20 protein-coding genes and 1 riboswitch are annotated in these 21562 nt (G+C 60.3%); of the genes, 6 read left to right on the top strand and 14 right to left on the bottom strand.

Annotated features, from left to right (window positions below; all coding sequences use genetic code 11):
* Positions 1–25: 25 nt before the first annotated feature.
* The 7 genes from Q0792_RS18090 to Q0792_RS18060 form a co-directional block, all read right to left on the bottom strand.
* Complete coding sequence (locus Q0792_RS18090; RefSeq protein ID WP_298844133.1) at positions 26–865, bottom strand: ABC transporter permease; 840 nt, start codon at positions 863–865, stop codon at positions 26–28.
* On the bottom strand, positions 865–1725 hold the full coding sequence (locus Q0792_RS18085) for an ABC transporter permease (protein WP_298844130.1): 861 nt from the start codon (positions 1723–1725) through the stop codon (positions 865–867). Before Q0792_RS18085 ends, Q0792_RS18090 begins: the two co-directional genes overlap by 1 nt.
* A 284-nt stretch (positions 1726–2009) precedes the next feature.
* Positions 2010–2792, bottom strand: coding sequence for an ABC transporter ATP-binding protein (locus tag Q0792_RS18080; protein ID WP_298844128.1), 783 nt, complete (start codon positions 2790–2792; stop codon positions 2010–2012).
* 57 nt (positions 2793–2849) lie between these two features.
* The gene (hydA, locus tag Q0792_RS18075; protein ID WP_298844126.1) at positions 2850–4310 is read right to left on the bottom strand and encodes a dihydropyrimidinase; all 1461 of its coding nucleotides are present in this window, start codon (positions 4308–4310) and stop codon (positions 2850–2852) included.
* A 3-nt stretch (positions 4311–4313) separates the two neighbouring features.
* Positions 4314–4625 (bottom strand): hypothetical protein, encoded by a 312-nt coding sequence (locus Q0792_RS18070; RefSeq protein WP_298844124.1) that lies wholly within the window; start codon positions 4623–4625, stop codon positions 4314–4316.
* Positions 4626–4648: 23 nt separating this feature from the next.
* Positions 4649–4972: a hypothetical protein gene (locus tag Q0792_RS18065; protein ID WP_298844122.1), complete on the bottom strand. Its 324-nt coding sequence runs from the start codon at positions 4970–4972 to the stop codon at positions 4649–4651.
* A complete protein-coding gene (locus tag Q0792_RS18060) occupies positions 4969–6219 on the bottom strand; it encodes a Zn-dependent hydrolase (protein ID WP_298844121.1) in 1251 nt (416 codons plus the stop codon). The genes Q0792_RS18065 and Q0792_RS18060 overlap by 4 nt, the downstream gene beginning before the upstream one ends.
* A 215-nt stretch (positions 6220–6434) precedes the next feature.
* Between Q0792_RS18060 and Q0792_RS18055 the strand changes: the two genes are divergently transcribed.
* Both Q0792_RS18055 and Q0792_RS18050 read left to right on the top strand, forming a co-directional pair.
* Positions 6435–7013, top strand: coding sequence for a TetR family transcriptional regulator C-terminal domain-containing protein (locus tag Q0792_RS18055; RefSeq protein ID WP_298844393.1), 579 nt, complete (start codon positions 6435–6437; stop codon positions 7011–7013).
* Between the two features lie 116 nt (positions 7014–7129).
* Positions 7130–7600: a hypothetical protein gene (locus Q0792_RS18050; RefSeq protein ID WP_298844119.1), complete on the top strand. Its 471-nt coding sequence runs from the start codon at positions 7130–7132 to the stop codon at positions 7598–7600.
* Between the two features lie 8 nt (positions 7601–7608).
* On the opposite strand, the gene preA is transcribed toward Q0792_RS18050, so the two are convergent.
* Both preA and Q0792_RS18040 read right to left on the bottom strand, forming a co-directional pair.
* Positions 7609–8913, bottom strand: coding sequence for an NAD-dependent dihydropyrimidine dehydrogenase subunit PreA (preA, locus tag Q0792_RS18045; RefSeq protein WP_298844117.1), 1305 nt, complete (start codon positions 8911–8913; stop codon positions 7609–7611).
* A gap of 24 nt (positions 8914–8937) precedes the next feature.
* Positions 8938–10260 (bottom strand): NAD(P)-dependent oxidoreductase, encoded by a 1323-nt coding sequence (locus Q0792_RS18040; RefSeq protein WP_298844115.1) that lies wholly within the window; start codon positions 10258–10260, stop codon positions 8938–8940.
* 321 nt (positions 10261–10581) lie between these two features.
* Between Q0792_RS18040 and Q0792_RS18035 the strand changes: the two genes are divergently transcribed.
* Entirely contained in the window at positions 10582–10788 is a 207-nt protein-coding gene (locus Q0792_RS18035; RefSeq protein WP_298844113.1) for a cold-shock protein, read from the top strand.
* A gap of 51 nt (positions 10789–10839) precedes the next feature.
* Here Q0792_RS18035 and Q0792_RS18030 read toward each other — a convergent pair whose 3' ends face one another.
* Positions 10840–11484: an arylesterase gene (locus Q0792_RS18030; RefSeq protein ID WP_298844390.1), complete on the bottom strand. Its 645-nt coding sequence runs from the start codon at positions 11482–11484 to the stop codon at positions 10840–10842.
* A gap of 52 nt (positions 11485–11536) precedes the next feature.
* Between Q0792_RS18030 and Q0792_RS18025 the strand changes: the two genes are divergently transcribed.
* Positions 11537–12226: an ABC transporter ATP-binding protein gene (locus Q0792_RS18025; RefSeq protein ID WP_298844110.1), complete on the top strand. Its 690-nt coding sequence runs from the start codon at positions 11537–11539 to the stop codon at positions 12224–12226.
* Positions 12223–14739, top strand: a complete 2517-nt coding sequence (locus Q0792_RS18020; protein WP_298844107.1) for an FtsX-like permease family protein — start codon at positions 12223–12225, stop codon at positions 14737–14739. The genes Q0792_RS18025 and Q0792_RS18020 overlap by 4 nt, the downstream gene beginning before the upstream one ends.
* Before the next feature lie 106 nt (positions 14740–14845).
* Here the strand turns inward: Q0792_RS18020 and gcvP are convergent, their stop codons facing one another.
* From gcvP to gcvT, 3 genes are all read right to left on the bottom strand, one after another.
* Positions 14846–17695, bottom strand: a complete 2850-nt coding sequence (gcvP, locus tag Q0792_RS18015) for an aminomethyl-transferring glycine dehydrogenase (protein WP_298844105.1) — start codon at positions 17693–17695, stop codon at positions 14846–14848.
* Positions 17696–17775: 80 nt separating this feature from the next.
* Positions 17776–18135, bottom strand: a complete 360-nt coding sequence (gcvH, locus tag Q0792_RS18010; RefSeq protein WP_298844102.1) for a glycine cleavage system protein GcvH — start codon at positions 18133–18135, stop codon at positions 17776–17778.
* An 18-nt stretch (positions 18136–18153) separates the two neighbouring features.
* On the bottom strand, positions 18154–19275 hold the full coding sequence (gene gcvT / locus Q0792_RS18005) for a glycine cleavage system aminomethyltransferase GcvT (protein WP_298844097.1): 1122 nt from the start codon (positions 19273–19275) through the stop codon (positions 18154–18156).
* A gap of 153 nt (positions 19276–19428) precedes the next feature.
* Positions 19429–19517, bottom strand: a riboswitch (glycine riboswitch).
* Positions 19518–19612: 95 nt separating this feature from the next.
* Here gcvT and Q0792_RS18000 point away from each other — a divergent pair.
* Positions 19613–20203, top strand: a complete 591-nt coding sequence (locus Q0792_RS18000; RefSeq protein ID WP_298844095.1) for a gamma-glutamylcyclotransferase family protein — start codon at positions 19613–19615, stop codon at positions 20201–20203.
* Here the strand turns inward: Q0792_RS18000 and Q0792_RS17995 are convergent.
* Positions 20150–21556 (bottom strand): MATE family efflux transporter, encoded by a 1407-nt coding sequence (locus tag Q0792_RS17995; protein ID WP_298844092.1) that lies wholly within the window; start codon positions 21554–21556, stop codon positions 20150–20152. The genes Q0792_RS18000 and Q0792_RS17995 overlap by 54 nt on opposite strands.
* Positions 21557–21562: the final 6 nt, after the last annotated feature.

Genomic DNA, 21562 nt, shown 5'->3' with positions numbered 1-21562 from the left:
GTTGGTCGTTTTGTTTTTGGTTTTGTCAGTGTCGCTGGGACGGATGCCAGAAAGTCACAACGCGCTCTGCCAGCGCGATAATGCCATAAAACGCCGATCCGGCAATCGCCGCGACCACAATCTCCGCCCACACCAGATCAAGCGCAAGCTGCCCCACAGATGTGGAGATCCTGAACCCCATCCCGCGGATGGGCGAGCCGAAAAATTCAGCAACAATCGCGCCGATCAATGCCAGCGTGCTTCCGATTTTCAGCCCGTTGAAGATGAACGGCATCGCCGCCGGCAGTCTCAGTTTCAGCAGCGTAGTCCAGTAGCCTGCAGCATAGGTGCGCATCAGATCACGCTGCATGGCGGAGCTGTCACTCAGGCCCTGCACGGTGTTCACCAGCATCGGAAAGAACACCATCACCACGACCACCGCCGCCTTGGACTGCCAGTCAAACCCGAACCACATTACCAGAATGGGCGCCATCCCGATCACCGGCAGTGCGGCCACAAAGTTGCCCACCGGCAGCAGGCCGCGCCGCAGAAAATCGAAGCGGTCCACAAGGATCGCCATCAGAAACGCCGACCCACAGCCGATGACATAACCGCTCAGCGCGCCCTTGATTACCGTCTGCACGAAATCCTCCCACAGGATCGCGGTTGACGCCGCAAAGGTCACCGCAATTGCGGAAGGCGCGGGCAGCAGCACCGGACTGATACCCAACCCGCGCACGATACCTTCCCAGATCGCGATCAGTGTCAGACCAAAGAGAAACGGTACCGCCAGTGACGTCGCCCGTGTCCGGGGCAAAGCCGCCAGGCGCGTGTTCGCCCACCAGCCCAGCGCCCAGGCACCAAAGGCAAAGACCAGCCAGCCCATCACGCCATCCCCATACGGCGCAGTGTGACCCGCTGTATCAGCCCGATGATCCCCACCAGCAGCGCCGCCAGCGCTGCTGCCATCAGCAGGGCCGACCAGATCTGGATCGTCTGTCCGTAGTAACTGCCCGCCAGTAACCGCGCGCCCAGCCCCGCCACGGCACCGGTCGGCAGCTCGCCCACAATCGCCCCCACCAGTGAGGCCGCCATGGCAATCTTCAGCGAGGTAAAAAGGTAAGGCATCGACGACGGCAGCCGCAGCCGCCAGAACGTCTGGGACGCGCTCGCATTCCACGTCCGCATCTGATCAAGCTGCATTGCATCCGGACTGCGCAGACCTTTCACCATGCCCACAACCACCGGGAAAAACGACAGATACATCGAAATCATCGCCTTGGGCAGCAGCCCCGAAATACCCACAGCGTTCAGCACCACAATAATCATCGGCGCAATCGCCAGAATGGGGATCGTCTGACTGGCAATCACCCAGGGCATGACGCTCATATCCATCGTGCGGTTATATACAATGCCCACGGCCAGCGCGATCCCCAGCCCGGTGCCCAGACCAAACCCCAGCAGCGTCGCACTCAGCGTCACCCAGGAATGATAAATCAGCGACCGCTTGGAGGTGATCTTCTTCTCCACCGTGGTTTTCCAGATTTCGGCCCCCACCTGATGCGGCGCGGGCAGCTTCGGCTTCTCCTGGCTCCAGGTGTCCGCCACCAGCGTCTGCGTGGTCAGCACCTCGCCTGATCGCGTCGCCTTGTCATAAGCCCAGGGCGCGTTCAGCCAGATCGCCGCCGCATACCAGAGCAGAAAGATGCCCAGAACTACGGTCAAAACGGGAATTACGCTACGCATACGAACTTCCCCTCTGCAACAGCCAGGGGGCAACAAAGGCCCAGACCAGAAAAAAAAAGCGCCACTATCCGTACGATGCCAGAAGCGTCCGCGCATGGCTTCGCGGGTATCTCCCGACACCGTAGGCGCCGATAGTCGCCGAGCATTGCAAGGGTCACAACACCTGCCGGTGACCCGGCCGGGCCAGCCAAAGAGGAGACCATCCGTCCGATCACCCGCACTCCTCCCGCTTCACCCTTCGGAAAATACTCCTCCCGGAGGGCCGGGTGACTCCAAACGCGCGCTCAGTCATCAATATGCCCCGCCCGCAACCCTTCGCGAACCCGGTGCGCCACTTCCAGAAATTCCGTGCTGTCGCGAATGTCCAGCGGCCGGTCTTTTGGCAGCGGGCTCTCAATCACATCTGTGATCCGCCCCGGGCGCGGGCTCATCACGACGATCTTCGTGCTCAGATACACGGCCTCCGGAATCGAATGGGTCACAAAGGCAATCGTCTTTTCAGTGCGCGCCCAGAGCTGGAGCAACTGCTCGTTCAGGTGATCCCGCACGATCTCATCCAGAGCTCCAAAAGGCTCATCCATCAGAAGAATATCCGCATCAAAAGACAGCGCGCGCGCGATCGACGCCCGCTGCTGCATGCCGCCCGACAGCTGCCACGGGAATTTCTTCTCAAACCCGGAAAGTTCTACCAGTTCCAGAACCCGCGCCACCCGCGCATCCATATCCGCACGGTCATACCCCATGATCTCCAGCGGCAGCCGGATGTTCCCGCCAATGGTCCGCCACGGGTAGAGCCCCGCCGCCTGAAACACATAGCCGTAGGCCCGCGCCATACGCGCTTTTTCGGGCGAGACACCATTGACGGTGATCGTCCCGCCGGTCGGGTGCTCCAGATCCGCCATACAACGCAGAAAGGTCGTCTTGCCACAGCCCGACGGCCCGATGAAACTGACAAACTCGCCCTTGCCGACCTCCAGACTGACGTCTTTTAATGCATGCACCGGCCCGTCATTGGTCTGAAACGTCAGGTCCAGGTTGCTGGCGCTGATCACACTCGAATTGCTCACAAACTTACGTCCCCCACTGCGCGCTCAAACGCGCAGGCCCTTTATTCATTTCTGCCCTCAGATTCCCGCCGGAATGTTCAGCGGGTCGCGCTGGATCATTTTCGGTGCATTCAGCGCTTTCCATTTGCTGAGCGCTTTGGCCGCCGACGAAAACGCCGGTCGCGGGATGAACCTTCCGCGCCCCGGGTTGGGCTGCGAATTCTGCCCCCAGGCCCAGATTACCTCACCCCGGTTCAGCGTGTAGCGGCTCTGTGCCTTCACCTCAAAGCCTTCAAAGACGTTGTAATCCAGCACCGAATGATGGTTCGCGGGGCTGATCGTCTTGGTGATCTTCGGGTCCCACACCACGATATCTGCATCCGCCCCTTCCACCAGCGCACCCTTGCGCGGATAGATATTCAGGATCTTCGCCACATTGGTCGATGTCGCCGCGACAAATTCGTTCGGTGTCAGACGCCCGGTCTCCACTCCTTCGGTCCAGAGCACCGCCAGACGTTCTTCCAGCCCGTTGGACCCATTTGGAATGATCCGGAAATCGTCCCGGCCCGCGCGCTTCTGCTCCGTATTGAAGGCCGCGTGATCTGTTGCCACAACCTGCAGCGATCCCGCCTGCAGGCCGGCCCAGAGACTGTCCTGGTGATCCTTGCTGCGGAACGGCGGCGACATCACCCGCCGCGCGGCGTGATCCCAGTCCTTGTTGAAATACTCACTCTCGTCCAGCGTCAGAAACTGGATGAGCGGCTCGCCATAGACCCGCATCCCCTTCTGACGCGCCCGCCGGATCGCCTCATGCGCCTGTTCGCAGGACACATGCACAATATAGAGCGGTGTGCCCGCGGCATCAGCAATGGTTATCGCCCGGTTGGCGGCTTCACCTTCAACCTCGGGCGGCCGGGAATAGGCATGTCCCTCAGGCCCTGTGATCCCCTCGTTGAAATATTTCTCCTGCAGGGCCGCCACCAGATCACCGTTCTCCGCATGCACCATCGGCAGCGCACCCAGCTCCGCACAGCGCTGGAAGGAGGCAAACATCTCGTCATCCTCTACCATCAGCGCGCCCTTGTAGGCCATGAAGTGCTTGAACGAGTTCACGCCCATGTCCACGGCGTCCTTCATCTCGTTGAAGACAGTTTCATTCCAGCCGGTGATCGCCATGTGATAGCCGACATCCGAACAGATCTGCGGCGCGGACTTGCGGTGCCACTCATTGATCGCATTTTTGATCGACCCATCGGCCCCCGGCAGACAGAAATCGACGACCATCGTGGTCCCGCCCGCAGCCGCAGCCCATGTCCCGCTTTCAAAGGTTTCTGCCGCCGTCGTCCCCATGAACGGCATCTCCAGATGCGTATGCGGATCAATGCCGCCCGGGATCACATAAGCCCCTTCTGCATCAATATATTCATCGCCCGAGAGATTCTCGCCGATCTGGCTGATGGTTTCACCTTCGATCAGCACATCCGCTTTCCATGTCCGGTCCGCGGTGCAGACCATGCCACCCTTGATCACTTTGGTCATCCGTCAGTCCTCCTCATAATCCTGCAGTTCCTGCTGCGTCATCGGACGCACCACCCAACGCGCGCCTGCACCAGGCCGCTCGGCCATCCACCCAACCTGCAGATCCGCCATTTCCAGCCCATCGACAAATGCCTCAAACCCACATCCCGCGCACAGTGAATGCAACTTGTTCACATCGTCATGCTCTTCGTCTTCTTCGCCACAGATGAAGTCCCAGGTACCGTCCGGCGCGTGAGCCACGAGGTTGACGGGACGCTTCCGCTCCAGCACGTGCGTGCAGGCAATGCCAAAGGCGGCTCCGTGGTCATGAGACATTGCGGTATCATCCTGTTCTGTCGTCATACCGATCCAAAGCATCCCAGTGCTGATCCGTGCACGCCAATATCCAGCGGCCCGAAGTCGCTCTCGACGCAGAGCGAAAAGTATCCCGCAACGGGCATATAAATCACCCTGTAATCTCCGTCTCCCCGAGTCACAGACCAGCATTTCTGCGTCATACCACCCGAAAAATTCACCGTGACCTCTCTGGGCTTTCGCAGGACCTGCCGCATCTCATCCGCAGACCGTCTCAGCACCGCATCGTTTCCCGCTTCTGCTTCTGCGAGTTCCGCTTCAATCAGCTCGGATATCCGCTCCGCCACCGAAAGCCCGGACCTGATCAACCAACAATCTCCGCTGTTTCCACCACAGCATGCAACAGAACATCCGCTCCGGCCATGGCCCATTCTTTTGAAATCTCTTCTGCCTCGTTGTGGCTCAGACCGTCCACACACGGGCACATAACCATCGCGGTCGGCGCCACCCGGTTGATCCAGCATGCATCATGTCCCGCACCGGAAATCAGGTTCATATGACTGTAACCCAGGCGATCCGCCGCATTCCGCACAGCGGACACACACTCCTCATCGAAAGCTACCGGATCAAAACCACCGACCTTCTCAAATTCAACGCCCAGCCCCATCTCATCACAGATCTTCTGCGCCTCGATGTGCAAACGGGCTTCCATGTCCTCAATCACACTCAGATCCGGAGAGCGGAAGTCGACGGTAAAGACAACCTTGCCCGGGATCACATTGCGTGAGTTCGGATAGACATCAATATGGCCGGCAGCGCCCACGGCATGTGGTTTATGCGACCATGCAATCTCATCGACTTTCTCCAGGATCCGCGCCATGCCGAGGCCCGCGTTTTTGCGCATCGGCATAGGCGTCGATCCGGTATGGCTGTCTTTGCCCGTCACAGTCACCTGGGTCCATGACAGCCCCTGACCATGCGTCACGACGCCGATGTCCCTGCCTTCGGCTTCGAGGATCGGGCCCTGTTCAATATGCAGCTCAAAAAAGGCGCGCATTTTCCGGGCGCCGACTTCCTCCTCGCCGCGCCACCCGATGCGTTTCAGTTCATCACCGAATGTTTTTCCCTCTGCGTCTTCGCGCGCATAGGCCCAGTCCTGCGTATGAATGCCGGCAAAGACACCCGACGACAGCATCGCCGGTGCATAGCGCGTGCCTTCTTCGTTCGTGAAATTCGTCACCACGATCGGATGTTTCGTCCGTATGTTCAGATCGTTCAGCGTACGGATGATCTCTAGCCCGCCAAGAACACCCAGAACTCCATCGTATTTGCCGCCCGTCGGTTGTGTATCGAGGTGGCTGCCGACATAGACCGGCAGAGCGTCCGGGTCAGTTCCCTCGCGGCGGGCAAACATATTGCCCATCTGATCCAGACCCATCTCGCAACCGGCCGCCTCGCACCAGCTCTGAAACAGCGCGCGGCCTTCGCCGTCCTCGTCTGTCAGCGTCTGGCGGTTGTTTCCTCCGGCGACCCCGGGCCCGATCTGTGCCATCTCCATGAGACTGTCCCAGAGCCTGTCGGGATTGATCTTGAGGTTCTGACCTGGCGCGGGCATGGCTGGATCCTTCCTGAGGGTTGTTCTGGCCGGCTGCAAATTTTACCATTTGGTAAAGGCACGATTGCGGCTGGGATGGATCAAGTCAAGACTTCCTTTTGGCCTTCGATGCTGTGATGCTGACGACACCGGGACGGCTGCCCCTTTTTGCGGCGATCCCTGAAAAGGAGGCCGCGTTGGACGGTACGACTGACAAAAAACCAAGCCGGATTCAGATGCGCAACCGGCGTCTTATTCTGGACGCAGCGCTGGAAGTTTTTTCCCAGCACGGCTATCGCGGTGCCACGCTGGATCAGATCGCCGAAGGCGCGGGGTTAAGCAAACCCAACATTCTTTACTATTTCGAGGGCAAGGAAGAGATCCATATCACCCTGCTGAACCAGTTAATGGAAACATGGCTTGATCCTTTGGTAACCCTTGATCCGGATGGCGATCCGCTGACAGAAATTCTGAACTATGTGCACCGGAAACTCGATATGGCGCATGAGTTCCCGCGCGAAAGCCGCCTCTTTGCAGGCGAGATCCTGCAGGGCGCACCTCGCATGGCACCGCACCTGCAGGCCGGATTACAACCGCTTTTCGATGAAAAATGCGCTGTGATCGGGGCGTGGATGGACGCAGGCCACCTGACGCGTGCTGATCCGCGACACCTGATCTTTTCGATCTGGGCCACTACGCAGCATTATGCGGATTTTGCAGCTCAGGTACAGGTTCTGCTGCGCGAGGACCCGGCGTCGCAGGCGGGTGCACGGGAATACCTGACGGCACTGTTTACCAGACTGCTCAAACCCTGACGGAAATTAACCACTATTTCGTTTAGGCGCCGTTCATTAACTTCTCCGTAATATTCACCCCGCTTTAATGATTTGAGGTGGTGGGCATGCATGAAAAGCGATGATCGGAGTAAGAAATGACAGCAGTTTCCCTGATTAATCCCTACGCGCCGCAGCCTGCTCAGGGCACCGGTCCCGAGGGCATGAGCGCGCTCGCATCGGCCCAGCCTGTGTCGCAGTCCGGAGCCGGGCGCGAAACAGGCACCTCGTCAGATCAGGCAGGATATGGCGCAGGCAGCAATACCGGCACGGGCGGCGCATACCTCGACTCTCTGCTTGCGCGCCGGCGGGATGAGAACCAGCCCTCGGATGCGACACCGGAATCCGTTGTGGAAGCTCAGACAAAAACAGATGCCGCAGCTGCATTCCTCGACCGTCAGGCCCGCCAGCAGACCGAGGCGCGCGCCGCTGAGGAAGCCCGCGCAGCAGACCGCGCGGCGGCGCGTGCCGACGCGGCGCAGGAAGAGGCAGCAGCCGCTGCGGAACCTGAATACGTGATGCCCAACCCGCTGCCTACAGCGCCCATTCTGGAGCGCGATCAGCCCTGATGGCACGCCTACTCGGCAGCGTTTGATGCCGGGTTGTTGGGATGCGTCGTCCAGTTGGCATAATCCGCCTCAACCGTCCGCCCCGTTCTGGGGTCGACGGCACCGGGTGTCATGGCCTCCATGGTGATGCAGTCCTCGACCGGGCAGACGTTGACGCACAGATTACAGGCCACGCATTCCTCGTCGATGACGGTAAAGGTGCGGTCGTCTGACATTGCAATCGCCTGGTGGGATGTGTCCTCGCAGGCCGCAAAGCAGCGGCCGCAGGAAATACACAGATCCTGGTCGATTTTCGCCTTGGCGACATAATTTAGGTTGAGGTACTGCCAGTCTGTCACGTTCGGCACGGCACGACCGACAATCTCGTCAATCGAGGTCATTCCCTTGCTGTCCATGTAATCGCTCAGGCCGGAAATCATCTCCTGCACGATCTTAAAGCCATAGGTCATCGCGGCGGTACACACCTGCACATTCCCTGCGCCAAGCGCCATGAATTCCGCCGCATCGCGCCAGGTGGTAACCCCGCCGATGCCCGAAATCGGCAGCCCGCGCAAACCGGGGTCACGTGCAATCTCCGAGACCATGGACATCGCAATTGGCTTGACCGCAGGCCCGCAATAGCCGCCGTGTGATCCTTTCCCGTCGATGGAAGGTTCCGGCGACATCGTGTCCAGATTTACCGAAGTAATCGAATTGATCGTATTGATCAGGCTGACCGCATCCGCCCCGCCCGCGTGGGCGGCCGCTGCCGGTTTTCGAATGTCGGTGATATTGGGTGTGAGCTTTACGATCACCGGCTTTGAATAGTATTGTTTGCACCAGCGCGTGACCATTTCGATGTATTCCGGCACCTGGCCCACCGCTGCGCCCATGCCCCGTTCGCTCATCCCGTGCGGGCATCCGAAATTCAGCTCGATACCGTCCGCTCCGGTCTCCTCGACAAGGGGCAGAATTGCTTTCCAGGCACCTTCCTCGCAGGGCACCATCAAAGAGACAATGACCGCCCGGTCAGGATAATCAGCTTTGACGCGTGTGATCTCTTCAAGGTTCGTATAGAGGTCGCGGTCGGTGATCAGTTCGATGTTGTTCAGACCCAGCAGGCGCCGGTCAGCACCATAAATCGCGCCGTATCGCGGGCCGTTCACGTTTACGACCGGCGGACCTTCGGAACCCAGCGTTTTCCAGACAACACCACCCCAGCCGGCCTCAAAGGCGCGACGCACGTTGTATTCCTTATCGGTCGGCGGTGCCGAAGCGAGCCAGAACGGGTTGGGGGATCTGATCCCGATGAAATCGCTTGTCAGGTCAGCCATTTTTGTCCTCCGTCAGTCCGGCACTCAGGCCATCAGTGTTGCGTGAATGTCCATTGCGGCGTCGCGTCCTTCGGCAACCGCTGTTACCGTCAGATCGTCGCCGCCCGCGGCGCAGTCACCACCGGCCCAGACACCATCGACTGAAGTCCGGCCCCGCGCATCGACGCCGATCTTGCGACCGTCCAGCGCAGGCAGCGCGTCGCCCTGTAGTGTCTGACCAATCGCACGGAACACCTGATCCGCAGCAAGACGCAGGGTCTCGCCGGTGGGCGCCATGGCATCGTCGACATAGTCAAACTCGATCTCGCGTACGGCCCCGTTGCCGTGAACGGCCTTTGGCACCGCATGGGTAACAATCCGCACGCCCTTGCTGGCGGCCAGATCCTGTTCAAAAACGCTGGCATTCATCCGGTCGCGGCCACGTCGATAAACCAGCGTGACATTCAGAGCGCCGAGCAGTCTGGCCTGCACAGCGGCGTCCACCGCTGTCATGCCGCCGCCAATGACCACTACGTCGCGGCCCACAGGTACGCTGGCGACATCCCCGGCCTGTCGCAGGTCAGCAATAAAATCCACCGCATCCAGCACACCATCCCTGTCGTCTCCGTCGACGCCCAGAGCATTGACACCGCCAAGCCCCATACCCAGGAAAACCGCGTCGTATTCCGCGCGCAGCTGTTCCAGCGTGATGTCCCGTCCCAGCGCCTGCCCGCTGCGGATCTCGATACCACCGATCTGCAGCAGCCAGTCGACTTCCGACTGCGCATAACCGTCTACAGTTTTATAGGTCGCAATACCGTATTCGTTCAGCCCGCCCGGTCTGGACCTTGCATCGAAAACCACCACATCGTGTCCGTGCATGGCCAGCCGGTGCGCACAGGACAGTCCCGCAGGACCCGCTCCCACCACGGCCACTGTTTTACCAGTGACCGCAGCACGGGAGAACGGATGCACACCCTGCGCCTGAAGGTGATCTGTGGCGTAGCGTTGCAGCTGTCCGATAAGAACCGGTTTGCCCTCTGCCGCTTCGCGCACACAGGCCTCTTCACAGAGCTGTTCGGTCGGACAGACACGGGCACACATGCCACCCATGATGTTCTGGCTCAGTATGGTTTTGGCCGCAGCGTCCGGCGTGCCGGTCGCAATCTGGCGGATAAAGAGCGGAATATCGATGTCCGTGGGGCAGGCCGTGATACAGGGGGCATCATGGCAGAAATAACATCTGTCGGCCGCGACAAGAGCCTCGTGAGGATCAAGGGCAGGATGCAGGTCCGAAAACCCGGTGTTATAGTCTGCGGCATCCAGTCTGCCGGCAACGATACCTGGCGTGAAAGCGTTCTGTGACATAAACGGTCCCTGCTGAGCTGTCTTTCCGAAAACGCTCTCACGGAATCATTTTTTTATCAACTGGTAAAAATTAATTTGCCCCTTTCCACCGTAAAGATGATGAAAATTCGGACAATGCCCGGTGCGCGGGAAATTGCCTGGCACGCGCCGGATGAGGCTTTTACATTAATTTCACTTGATTTTATTGCCTCACGCACCGATATAACCCGCGCGACGAGAAAACTTTCGACCACTGCTCCCTACGGCTCAGTTCTTCGATCTTATTCCACCGGGCCACGCTGCCGCATTCCGCGGGCAGGGATACTAAGGGAGACACGGAACATGGCTACTGGCACCGTGAAATGGTTCAATTCAACCAAAGGCTACGGCTTTATCGCACCTGATGGTGGCGGCAAGGACGTTTTTGTGCACATCTCTGCAGTTGAACGTGCAGGCCTGACAGGTCTGGCAGACAACCAGAAAGTGACTTTCGACATCGAAGCAGGCCGTGATGGTCGCGAAAGTGCCGGAAACCTTGCGCTGGCGTAAGCCACCCGAGAGACCACTAGAACCGTACGGGCGCCTCAAGCGCCCGTTTTTTTATGCGCCACCACCGTTTGCCTTTATGGCGAGTTCCAGCACCGCCGGTCCCATCGCATCAACGATGCGTGCGACACCTGCGGCATTTGGGTGTATGCCGTCAGGCTGCATGAACTGCCGTACCGACGCAGGATCACCACCTTCGACCGAGAGTCCCTCAAAGAACGCCGGAAAATAGAGCGTCCCGCGGGCAGCGGACAGTTCGGGATAGATCGCGTCAAAAGCCTCCTTATAGGCTGGCCCGAAGTTGCCTGGTGCCTGCATCCCCACCAGCAGCACTTCGACCCCGGCGGCCTGTGCGGCTTCAAGAATACCGTCAAGGTTCGAACGGCTCACCGCCGGGTCAACACCGCGCAGCAGGTCGTTGCCACCCAGCGCCACAATCATCCCATCCACTTCGGGCGTCAGGGTCCATGCCGCGCGCGCAAGCCCGCCTGCGGTTGTATCACCCGAGACGCCCGCGTTGATCAGGCGCACGTCCGTGTCCTGCGCATCAAGCCAGCGTTGCAGCTGCGGCACAAAACCATCCTGTTCCGGCAAGCCATAGCCCTGGGTAAGACTGTCACCCAGAGCTGCGATCACGACTTCTTCTGCCTGGGCGGTCCACGCCCAGAGCAATGTAATCAGAACCATCACCTTGCGCATCTTGATCCAGTCTCCATATGCCACACGTATACCGCCCAGAGGTAGCGAATGAATGGCTGATCCGGTTTTCTCTCTTAAAGATGCGGCTTTGTCGCTGGATGGCAATGCGGGCCGCGTTGATATCCTGCACGGCATCAGTCTTGACGTTCACAAAAGCGAGAGCCTGGGACTCGTCGGACCGTCGGGTTCCGGAAAATCCTCACTGCTCATGCTGATGGGCGGCCTTGAACGCGCCACCGGCGGCAGCGTCGAAGCGCTGGGACACGACCTGACCCATATGTCTGAGGACGCCCTGGCGCGTTTCCGGCGCAGTCATATGGGCGTGGTGTTCCAGTCGTTTCACCTTATTCCGACCATGACCGCACTTGAGAACGTTGCCACACCGCTGGAGCTTGCAGGCGACCGTGACGCTTTTGACAAAGCCGCGGCAGAGCTGAAGCATGTTGGCCTGGCACACCGGGCCGATCATTATCCGGCCCAGATGTCCGGCGGAGAACAACAGCGCGTGGCGCTTGCAAGGGCCGCAGCGCCGCGGCCGGCAATTCTGCTGGCGGATGAGCCCACCGGCAATCTTGATGGCGCAAATGGTGCTGCCATCATCGACATGCTGTTTGATCTGCGCGACCGTCACGGCGCCACGCTGGTACTGGTGACGCACGCCGGTGATCTGGCAGAGCGATGTGACCGGGTCATACGCCTGGCGGACGGTCGGATTGCCCGTATGGACAGGGCGGCGGAATGAGCCTTGCTCAGGCGGCAGTCTTTGCGCGCAGAGAGTTGCGTGGCGGCCTGAAGGGGTTCCGCATTCTGCTCGCATGCCTGGCACTCGGCGTGGCGGCCATTGCTGCGGTCGGCACAGTACGCGCAAGCATCGAGGCGGGTCTTGCACGGGAGGGCGCAGCTTTGCTGGGCGGTGATGCGGAGCTGGATTTCACCTATCGTTTCGCGACCGCGACCGAACGTACATGGATGAACAACGTGGCCACCAGGGTCTCGGAGATCGCGGATTTCCGGTCCATGGCAGTGGTCGGGGACGAACGCGGTCTCACACAGATCAAAGCGGTAGACGATGCCTACCCGCTGGTGGGCGCTGTTACGCTCTCTCCCGATATTCCGCTGAAGGATGCTCTGGCTGCACACAATGGACTGCCCGGTGCAGTGATGGAACGTGTTCTGGCCGACCGCCTGGGACTATCTACAGGAGATGTCTTTGCGCTTGGTACGCAGGACTTTGTGCTGACGGCTCTGCTGGAACGGGAACCCGACAGCGCGGCAGGCGGTTTCGCTCTGGGTCCGCGCACCATTGTGCGCACCGACAGCCTTGAAAATTCGTCCCTGCTCGCTCCCGGAACTCTTTTTTCCACAAAGTACCGCCTGATCCTTCCCGAGGGCGCCAACCTTCCGGCGCTGGAGTCAGACGCGCGCGCGCGGTTTGAGGATACCGGCATGCGCTGGACCGATGCACGCAATGGCGCGCCGGGCGTATCAGAATTCGTCGATCGCCTTGGTGCCTTTCTGATCCTGGTTGGCCTTTCCGGGCTTGCCGTTGGTGGCGTCGGTGTCAGTTCAGCTGTGAGGGCATATCTGGCGGGCAAAACAGCGGTGATCGCCACCCTGCGCACGCTCGGTGCGGAACGGCGTCTGATCTTCATGACGTATTTTATTCAGATCGGGGTGCTGTCGATCGCCGGTGTTCTGATCGGGGTTGGTCTGGGCGCGCTGGCACCGCTTTTTCTGGCACCGCTGATCGAAGCCCGCCTGCCGCTGCCTGCCTCTTTCGCGATTTACCCGGGTCCGCTGGCCGAAGCCGCACTTTACGGTCTGCTGACGGCATTTCTGTTCACGCTCTGGCCACTGGCACGGACCGACGATATCCGTGCCGCGACTTTGTTTCGCGACGCGCTGGCAGGGGGGCGGATGCTGCCTGCACCCCGCTATCTGCTGATGACAGCCCTGGCTCTTGCGGCGCTGCTGGGGTTTGCCGGTTTCTTTTCAGGCACATGGTGGCTGACACTCTGGACCGCCGGGGGAATTGCCGGCGCGCTGGCACTGCTCGCGGGGGCCGCCGTTCTGATCCGGGTTGCATCGCGCCGCGGCGCACGGCTGAGCCGCGGCCGGCCAGTGCTCCGCTGGGCGCTTGCGGCGATCTCAAGCCCGCGTGAGGGCGCGGCACCTGTGGTCCTTTCTCTGGGGCTGGGGCTTTCCGTGCTTGCTGCAGTCGGTCAGATCGACGGCAACCTGCGCAACGCCATCACCGGCAATCTCCCGGATGTGGCACCAAGTTACTTTTTCGTCGACATCCAGAAAGACCAGATGGAAGGCTACAGTAAACGCCTGGCGGATGATCCTGCAGTCAGCCGGGTACAGTCCGCCCCGATGCTGCGCGGTATCATCACCCGCATCAATGACCGGCCTGCGGCAGAAATCGCCGGCGACCACTGGGTGTTGCAGGGCGACCGCGGCGTAACGTATTCGGGTCCGATGCCAGAGGGCACCCGCCTGACCGAAGGTACATGGTGGGAACCGGATTACACAGGTCCACCGCTCATCAGTTTTGCGGCCGAAGAAGCCGGGGAAATGGGCCTGGCGATTGGCGATACCCTTACGATCAACATTCTCGGCCGCGACATTACCGGCACAGTCGCAAGCTTTCGGGAGGTTGATTTCTCAACCGCCGGGATCGGTTTCATCCTCGCAATGAACCCTTCTGCCCTGGCCGGAGCACCTCACAGCTTTATCTCGACGGTCTATGCTGAGGAAGAGGCCGAGGCACGCATCCTCCGCGATCTGGCCAGCAGCTATCCAAACATCACTGCCATCCGTGTCCGCGATGCCATAGACCGTGTGGCCGATGTGCTGTCGGGTCTGGCTGCGGCGACTTCGTACGGTGCCGCGGCAACGTTGCTGACGGGCTTTCTGGTCCTGATCGGTGCTGCCGCAGCAGGTACACAAGCACGCGTGTTCGAGGCCGCCGTGCTGCGTACACTTGGCGCTGACCGCCGACGCATCCTGTCCAGTTTTGCCCTGCGCTCTGTAATTCTTGGCCTGTCCGCCGGCGTCGTCGCACTGGCGGCGGGGATCACCGGTGGGTGGGCTGTCAGCCGCTTTATTCTCGACACCGACTACACTGTCATCTGGTCGTCAGCCCTGGCCATCGTTGCTGGTGGCATTATCGCAACTCTTGTCGCCGGACTTGCATTTGCATCCGGCCCGATAAGTGTCAGGCCAGCACAGGTTCTGCGCGCGAGGGAATGATTTGGTTTTCGTAGCACCGGCGGGGATATCTGCCGCCGGCGCGCCCGTTTCAGCTGGCCTGAAATGTCTTTGAGAAGGCCGGAAAGGCCGGGGGCAGAGCCCCCTTTTATTCCGCTGCCTCGGCGTAGTCTTCCATCGGAGGGCAGGTGCACACCAGATGGCGGTCGCCGTATACGTTATCCACCCGGTTTACAGGCGGCCAGTACTTGTCGACCCTGAAGGCACCGGGAGGGAAACAGCCCTGGTCGCGGGTGTAAGGCCGGTCCCAGTCACTCACCAGATCCTCAACCGTGTGCGGTGCATTTTTCAGCGGATTGTTTACCGCATCAATACGTCCGGCCTCGATCTCTGCAATCTCTGCGCGGATCGCCAGCATTGCGTCACAGAACCGGTCCAGCTCGGCACAGGTTTCACTCTCGGTCGGCTCCACCATCAGCGTTCCGGCGACCGGCCAGCTCATGGTTGGCGCATGAAATCCGCAGTCAATCAGACGTTTGGCGATGTCCTCGACGGTCACACCCGCGCTTTGCTCGAACGGGCGTACATCGATGATACATTCATGTGCCACACGCCCGGTGGGTCCTTTGTAAAGAACATCAAACGCTCCCTCGAGACGCCGCGCGATGTAGTTGGCGTTCAGGATTGCCACCCGCGTCGCCTGCGTCAGACCCTCACCGCCCATCATCAGGCAGTAGGCCCAGCTGATCGGCAACAGCGACGGCGATCCGTAAGGCGCCGCTGACACCGGCCCTTCTCCGCCGCCCGTTTCCTCATGCCCCGGCAGGTGCGCCACAAGGTGCTCTTTGACGCCGATCGGCCCCATGCCGGGGCCGCCGCCGCCATGTGGTATGCAGAATGTCTTGTGCAGATTCAGGTGGCTCACATCACCCCCGAGGTCACCGGGTCGAGAGAGGCCCACCATGGCATTCATGTTCGCGCCGTCGATATAGACCTGACCACCGTGCTCATGCGTGACCCGGGTCACCTCGGTCACGGTTTCCTCAAACACACCGTGGGTCGACGGATACGTGATCATGCAGCCCGCAAGATTCTCGCTGTGCTGTTCTGCTTTGATCCGAAAATCGTCCAGATCAATGTCGCCGTTTTCCGCAGACTTCACCGGCACAACCTTCCAGCCGACCATCTGTGCTGATGCCGGGTTGGTGCCATGGGCACTCATCGGAATGAGGCAGATGTTCCGGTGGCCCTGATCGTTGCTGCGGTGGTATGCAGCAATCGTCAGCAGGCCTGCATATTCTCCCTGCGCGCCTGAGTTGGGTTGCATCGAAATTGCATCATAGCCGGTAATATCACAGAGTTTTGCGCTCAGATCGGCAATCAGCTCCGCATATCCTTCGGCCTGATCAGCGGGCGCAAAAGGATGCAGCAGCGAAAACTCCCGCCAGCTCACCGGCATCATCTCGGCAGCAGAATTCAGCTTCATTGTACAGGATCCCAGCGGGATCATCGCACGGTCCAGCGCCAGATCCCGGTCGGCCAGACGACGCATATAGCGCATCATTTCTGTCTCTGCCCGGTTCATGTGGAAAATCGGGTGCGTCAGGTAGTCAGACGTGCGCAGCATCTCTTCGGGAAAGCGGTAATCCGGTTTGAAGTCCCTGTCCTGCTTTACAATCCCGAACGCGCGCCAGACCGCCTCAATTGTGTCCGGGCGGCAGCGCTCGTGCATGCTGATGCCCACACGGGTCTCTCCTACGCGGCGCAGATTGATACCCTCGTCCACCGCGGATTTCATGACTGCCGCCTGCAATGGTCCGACATCCACTGTAATCGTATCAAAAAAGGCCTGAGGGTCGACGCGGAACCCCGCCTCTTCGAGCCCGCGCGCCAGGCGCACTGTTTTACGGTGGATACGCTGCGCAATCGCCCGCAGTCCTTCAGGCCCGTGAAATACCGCGTACATCGAGGCCATGACCGCCAGCAGCGCCTGGGCCGTACAGACATTCGATGTCGCTTTTTCCCGCCGGATATGCTGTTCGCGGGTCTGCAGCGACAGCCGGTAGGCACGGTGCCCGTGACTGTCCACAGACACGCCGACGATCCGCCCCGGCATAGCCCGCTTGATCGCATCGCGGCAGGCCATATAGGCCGCATGCGGTCCGCCATACCCTTCGGGCACCCCAAAGCGCTGGGTTGATCCAACCGCGATATCGGCGCCCATTGCCCCCGGTTCCTTGAGCAGGGTCAGCGCGAGCGGATCTGCAGATACGATCCCGATTGCCTGATGTTCATGCAGCGCAGTCATCAGATCGGTGAAATCATGCACGTGCCCATAGGTGCCGGGGTACTGGAAAATCGCACCAAATACTGCCGAGGCATCCATCTTCGACGGGTTGCCGACAATTACTTCGATGCCCAGGGGGGTCGCGCGGGTTTTAATCACTGCGATGTTCTGCGGGTGGCAGTCGCGATCCACGAAAAAAGCCTTTGCCCTGGATTTTGCCGTGCGCATGGCCATTGTCATTGCTTCGGCACAGGCCGTTGACTCGTCCAGCAAGGAGGCGTTTGCCACATCCAGACCTGTCAGATCAGTGATCATGGTCTGGAAATTCAGCAGTGCTTCAAGCCGCCCCTGGCTGATCTCGGGCTGGTATGGCGTGTAGGCCGTGTACCAGGCCGGATTTTCCAGAATATTCCGCTGGATCGCCGGTGGCGTGACTGTCCCGTGATATCCCTGACCGATCAGCGAAGTCAGCACCCTGTTCTTGCTGGCCGTCCGGCGCATGTGCTCCAGCACCTCACGCTCGGATTTTGCTTTCCCGAAATCGAGCGGTTGTTTCTGGCGGATTGCTGCCGGCACTGTATCCTCAATCAGCGCTTCCAGACTTTCTGCCCCCACAACCTTCAGCATCCCGGCCATTTCTTCCGGTGACGGGCCGATGTGCCGGCGGTTGGCAAAATCATAGGGCAGATACTCAGTTGGTTTATACACCATCGGTCGCAATCCTTTCGCGCACGTCAGTTTCTTCTGGTGGACATTTCCCGGCCGGAGGCTTCCCCGACCGGCCAGAAAGCTTATTCGATGAATTTCCTGTAGGCGGCCTCATCCATGAAGCCGTCCATCTGTGACGCGTCGGTGATCTTCATTCTGAAGAACCACGCCTCGCCCTGCGGGTCTTCGTTGACCATGCCGGGATTGTCGGTCAGCGCCTCGTTCACTTCGGTGATCTCGCCATCTACCGGGGCCAGAATATCACTGGCGGCCTTGACGGATTCGATCACGACAACCTCGTCATCCTTGCTCACCGTGGTCCCCTCATCGGGCAGTTCCACAAACACCACATCGCCCAGCTGTTCAGCCGCATGGATCGTGATCCCCACGACCATTTCCCCGTCTTCCTCACGCAGCCATTCGTGCTCTTCCGTGAATTTCATATTGTCTTCTCCTGTCAGTTATCTTTTGAAATTTGCCGCCACAAAAGGCAGGTCTGCGATGCGCACCGGCAGCCGCTTGCCACGTACCTCTCCCCAGAGCGCCGTGCCCGTGACCGCATGCGTGCTCTGAACATGACCCATAGCCACCGGACCACCCACAGTGGGGCCGAACCCGCCTGATGTGACGCGTCCTACGACCGCGCCGTCTGTTTCTGCGTCAAAAATCTGCACGCCTTCGCGCATCGGTGCCCGGCCTTGCGGCAGGAGCCCCACACGAAGGGTGTCGGTCCCGTTGGCCAGGCGTTCCAGAACAGTCTCTGCCCCGGGGAAACCTCCTTCGCGCGCGCCGCCTGCCCTGCGCGCCTTCTGGATGGCCCAGCGCAGACCTGCTGAAACCGGATCCGTTCCGCTGTCGATGTCATTGCCATAAAGGCACAGCCCCGCCTCCAGCCGCAGACTGTCCCGCGCGCCCAGACCGATGGGCATCACATCCTCCTGTTCCAGCAACAGTCGCGCAAGTGCATCGGCCTGATCTGCCGGAACCGAAATCTCGAACCCGTCCTCACCGGTATAGCCGGACCGGGACGCCCAGACCGCAATCCCGCCCAGCGTCAGGTCCGCCACGTCCATAAAACGCATTGCGCCGGCACGTGCATCCAGGCCGGCCAGCACATCGCCGGCCGCCGGACCCTGCAGTGCCAGCAGCGCCCGGTCTTCCAGAACGTCAATGGAAACGCCTTTCAGATTAGCCCGCATATGGTCAATATCGGCCGCTTTGCAGGCCGCATTGACGACCACCAGCAGATCCTGGCCCCGGCGGGCAAACATCAGATCATCCTCGATCCCGCCTGCTTCATTTGTGAAAAATCCGTACCGCTGGCGTCCGTCACCAAGACCAAGCACATCCACTGGCACAAGCGCCTCGAAGGCGAGCGCAACCGCTTCCCAGGAAGCCCCGGACAGAATCACCTGTCCCATGTGACTGACATCGAAAAGACCTGCCCGCGCGCGGGTGTGCAGATGCTCGCCCATCACACCCACACCATATTGCACGGGCATCTCATAGCCCGCAAAGGGCACCATCTTTGCCCCAAGTTCCACATGCAGTGCATGCAGCGGTGTCCTGGCCAGTTCGCCCATAAGGCTTCTCCCCGTTTCCGGCCGGATATTGCTTGCTGAAACACACCGGCATTCCCGGCACAGCTTACCGCTGTGCGCTGAATGCCCCCTCTGTCACGCGGCCTGAGATCGTTATCCCTTCGGCGGATGCAAGCGCATCACTCTCCAGAGTTCGTCTTCTGCACGGTCCCTTGGGCCTGAGAGTTTCCGGGGCGGTTGCTCCTTCGGCACCGGGTCGGACCCGGTTCTCCCGTGCAGATGCCGCAAACGTAAGCCGGTGTATACGCTTCGGTCAAGCGCTCTTGTGATCACTTCTGCTTAATGGTTCAGTGTGCCCGATTACACGCGAGAGGCACGGATGAGCGATCCCCATTTCTTTGGCTACGGCAGTCTTGTGAACACAAAAACACACAGCTACCCGGGCGCTCTGCCTGCCCGGCTGAATGGCTGGCGACGGGCCTGGGTGGCTACCCCGCGGTTCGGCGTTGTGCTGCTCACGGGCGTGCCAGCTGCGGGTCACAGCATTGACGGCGTCATCGCCGCCGTTCCCGACGCAGACTGGGCAGCGCTGGACGCGCGCGAAGCGGGCTATAACCGCATCAGCGCAGGCCGGAGCATCGACCACGATCACCCGGCCGAACCGGACATCGCGGTCTATGCGGTCCAGAAGGAAAACATGCTGCAAAGCAACAGCCACGTTATACTGCTCAGCTATCTGGACGTGGTCGTGCAGGGGTATGATGAGATTTACGGCGAGGATGGCGTCGCACGCTTCTTTGACACAACAGACGGCTGGAACACACCCATCGTGAATGACCGCGCCTCACCGGTCTACCCGCGCGCGCAGGTGCTGACCGACCGCCAGGCAGCGCTGGTGGATGACCACCTCAGCGCGCTATCGGCGCAGGTGAAGCAACGACATGAGACGGCCCTGGCGTCCGAATTCTGAACGCGCCGCCTTTGCCGCGGCGACATCCGCGGACGGATCGCGCATAACCCGGACCGCCAGGACCCAGGCCAGAATACCAAAAACCACGCCCGCCAGCGCCTGACCGATCAGTACTCCTGCAGCACCCATACCGGCCGATCCCAGCCAGACCAGCGGGACCATACCAACCGTATTGCGACCCCAGTTCAGAAAGGTCGACCAGAACGGATGGCCAAGATTGTTAAAGGCCGCATTGGCAACAAAGAGCACGCCGTTAAAGAAAAACAGCAGCGAGAGCGGGCCGCAAAAAAGATACACAAGCTCGCGCGTGATGCCAGTGGCGGAAAAAAGATCCGCGATCGGCGCCCGCAACGCAAAGAGAAGCGCAGAGACGCAGATAACGACGATGCCCGAAAACTGTATCGCGGCCCGGAAACCGCCGCGCACACGCCCGAAGTCGCGCGCGCCGAAATTCTGCCCCAGGATCGGACCCACCGCACCGGACAAGGCAAAAATCACCGCAAAAGCCAGCATGCTCAGCCGCCCGGTTATGGCCATACCCGCCACCGCCGCCTCGCCATATGTCGCCATCGCACGGGTCACGATGGCCTGTCCGACCGGCGTGGCAAGCTGCGTGAGGATTGCGGGGACCCCGATTGCCGCAAACGGCACCATGTCCCTCAGCATCGGGCCCGGACGCGGGACACTGATCCCGCCATAGTGGCGCATGATCGGAACCATCGCCGCCCATGCCATAACGATGCGCGCCGCAACCGACGCCAGCGCCGCGCCCGTCAGATCAAGACCAAGCCCGAAAATCAGGATGGGATCCAGCACGGCGTTGGCAACACCACCCCAGATCGTGGCCATCATCGATCGCCGCGCATCGCCATGCGCGCGAAGGATCGTCCCGGCCATCATCCCGATCACCAGAAGCGGCAGACTGGGAACAATGATCTGCAGATATCCTACAGCAAGGTCCGCGATCTCCGCCTCTGCCCCCAGCAGTGTCACGAGGAAGTCCAGCTGCAGCCACACCGGTACAGCAAAGAGACCACTCAGCAAGGTACCCGCTACCAGCGTGTTTGTACGGCGCTGTCCGGCAAGCCCGCCGTCGCCCTGCCCCAGTGCACGGGCCACCAGCGCGCCCGCAGCAATCGACAGGCCGATACCGAATGATGTCGTGAAAAACAGTATAGTTGCAGCATATCCAACAGCTGCAGCCAGCTCTGCCTTTCCCAGCATCGCAATAAATATCATGTCTATGAAATCGACAGCGAAAATCGCCAGCAGACCCAGTGACGCCGTCAGCGACATCACTGTTACATGCCCGAAAAGGTTTCCTGTGAGGAATTTTGCCTGTGCTTCCGCCATGCCGCA

The sequence above is a fragment of the uncultured Roseobacter sp. genome, from assembly GCF_947495025.1.
Lineage (GTDB): Bacteria > Pseudomonadota > Alphaproteobacteria > Rhodobacterales > Rhodobacteraceae > Roseobacter.
Note: the sequence above shows the minus strand (reverse complement) of the source record. Positions and strands in the feature narration are given on the sequence as shown.

Excerpts from the sequence above, each read along its gene's own strand:
- Q0792_RS18090 (WP_298844133.1), bottom strand. The coding sequence starts at position 865 with ATGGGCTGGCTGGTCTTTGCCTTTGGTGCCTGGGCGCTGGGCTGGTGG.
- Q0792_RS18085 (WP_298844130.1), bottom strand. The coding sequence starts at position 1,725 with ATGCGTAGCGTAATTCCCGTTTTGACCGTAGTTCTGGGCATCTTTCTG.
- hydA (WP_298844126.1), bottom strand. The coding sequence starts at position 4,310 with ATGACCAAAGTGATCAAGGGTGGCATGGTCTGCACCGCGGACCGGACA.
- Q0792_RS18070 (WP_298844124.1), bottom strand. The coding sequence starts at position 4,625 with ATGTCTCATGACCACGGAGCCGCCTTTGGCATTGCCTGCACGCACGTG.
- Q0792_RS18060 (WP_298844121.1), bottom strand. The coding sequence starts at position 6,219 with ATGCCCGCGCCAGGTCAGAACCTCAAGATCAATCCCGACAGGCTCTGG.
- Q0792_RS18055 (WP_298844393.1), top strand. The coding sequence starts at position 6,435 with ATGCGCAACCGGCGTCTTATTCTGGACGCAGCGCTGGAAGTTTTTTCC.
- Q0792_RS18050 (WP_298844119.1), top strand. The coding sequence starts at position 7,130 with ATGACAGCAGTTTCCCTGATTAATCCCTACGCGCCGCAGCCTGCTCAG.
- preA (WP_298844117.1), bottom strand. The coding sequence starts at position 8,913 with ATGGCTGACCTGACAAGCGATTTCATCGGGATCAGATCCCCCAACCCG.
- Q0792_RS18040 (WP_298844115.1), bottom strand. The coding sequence starts at position 10,260 with ATGTCACAGAACGCTTTCACGCCAGGTATCGTTGCCGGCAGACTGGAT.
- Q0792_RS18035 (WP_298844113.1), top strand. The coding sequence starts at position 10,582 with ATGGCTACTGGCACCGTGAAATGGTTCAATTCAACCAAAGGCTACGGC.
- Q0792_RS18030 (WP_298844390.1), bottom strand. The coding sequence starts at position 11,484 with ATGCGCAAGGTGATGGTTCTGATTACATTGCTCTGGGCGTGGACCGCC.
- Q0792_RS18025 (WP_298844110.1), top strand. The coding sequence starts at position 11,537 with ATGGCTGATCCGGTTTTCTCTCTTAAAGATGCGGCTTTGTCGCTGGAT.
- Q0792_RS18020 (WP_298844107.1), top strand. The coding sequence starts at position 12,223 with ATGAGCCTTGCTCAGGCGGCAGTCTTTGCGCGCAGAGAGTTGCGTGGC.
- gcvP (WP_298844105.1), bottom strand. The coding sequence starts at position 17,695 with ATGGTGTATAAACCAACTGAGTATCTGCCCTATGATTTTGCCAACCGC.
- gcvH (WP_298844102.1), bottom strand. The coding sequence starts at position 18,135 with ATGAAATTCACGGAAGAGCACGAATGGCTGCGTGAGGAAGACGGGGAA.
- gcvT (WP_298844097.1), bottom strand. The coding sequence starts at position 19,275 with ATGGGCGAACTGGCCAGGACACCGCTGCATGCACTGCATGTGGAACTT.
- Q0792_RS18000 (WP_298844095.1), top strand. The coding sequence starts at position 19,613 with ATGAGCGATCCCCATTTCTTTGGCTACGGCAGTCTTGTGAACACAAAA.
- Q0792_RS17995 (WP_298844092.1), bottom strand. The coding sequence starts at position 21,556 with ATGGCGGAAGCACAGGCAAAATTCCTCACAGGAAACCTTTTCGGGCAT.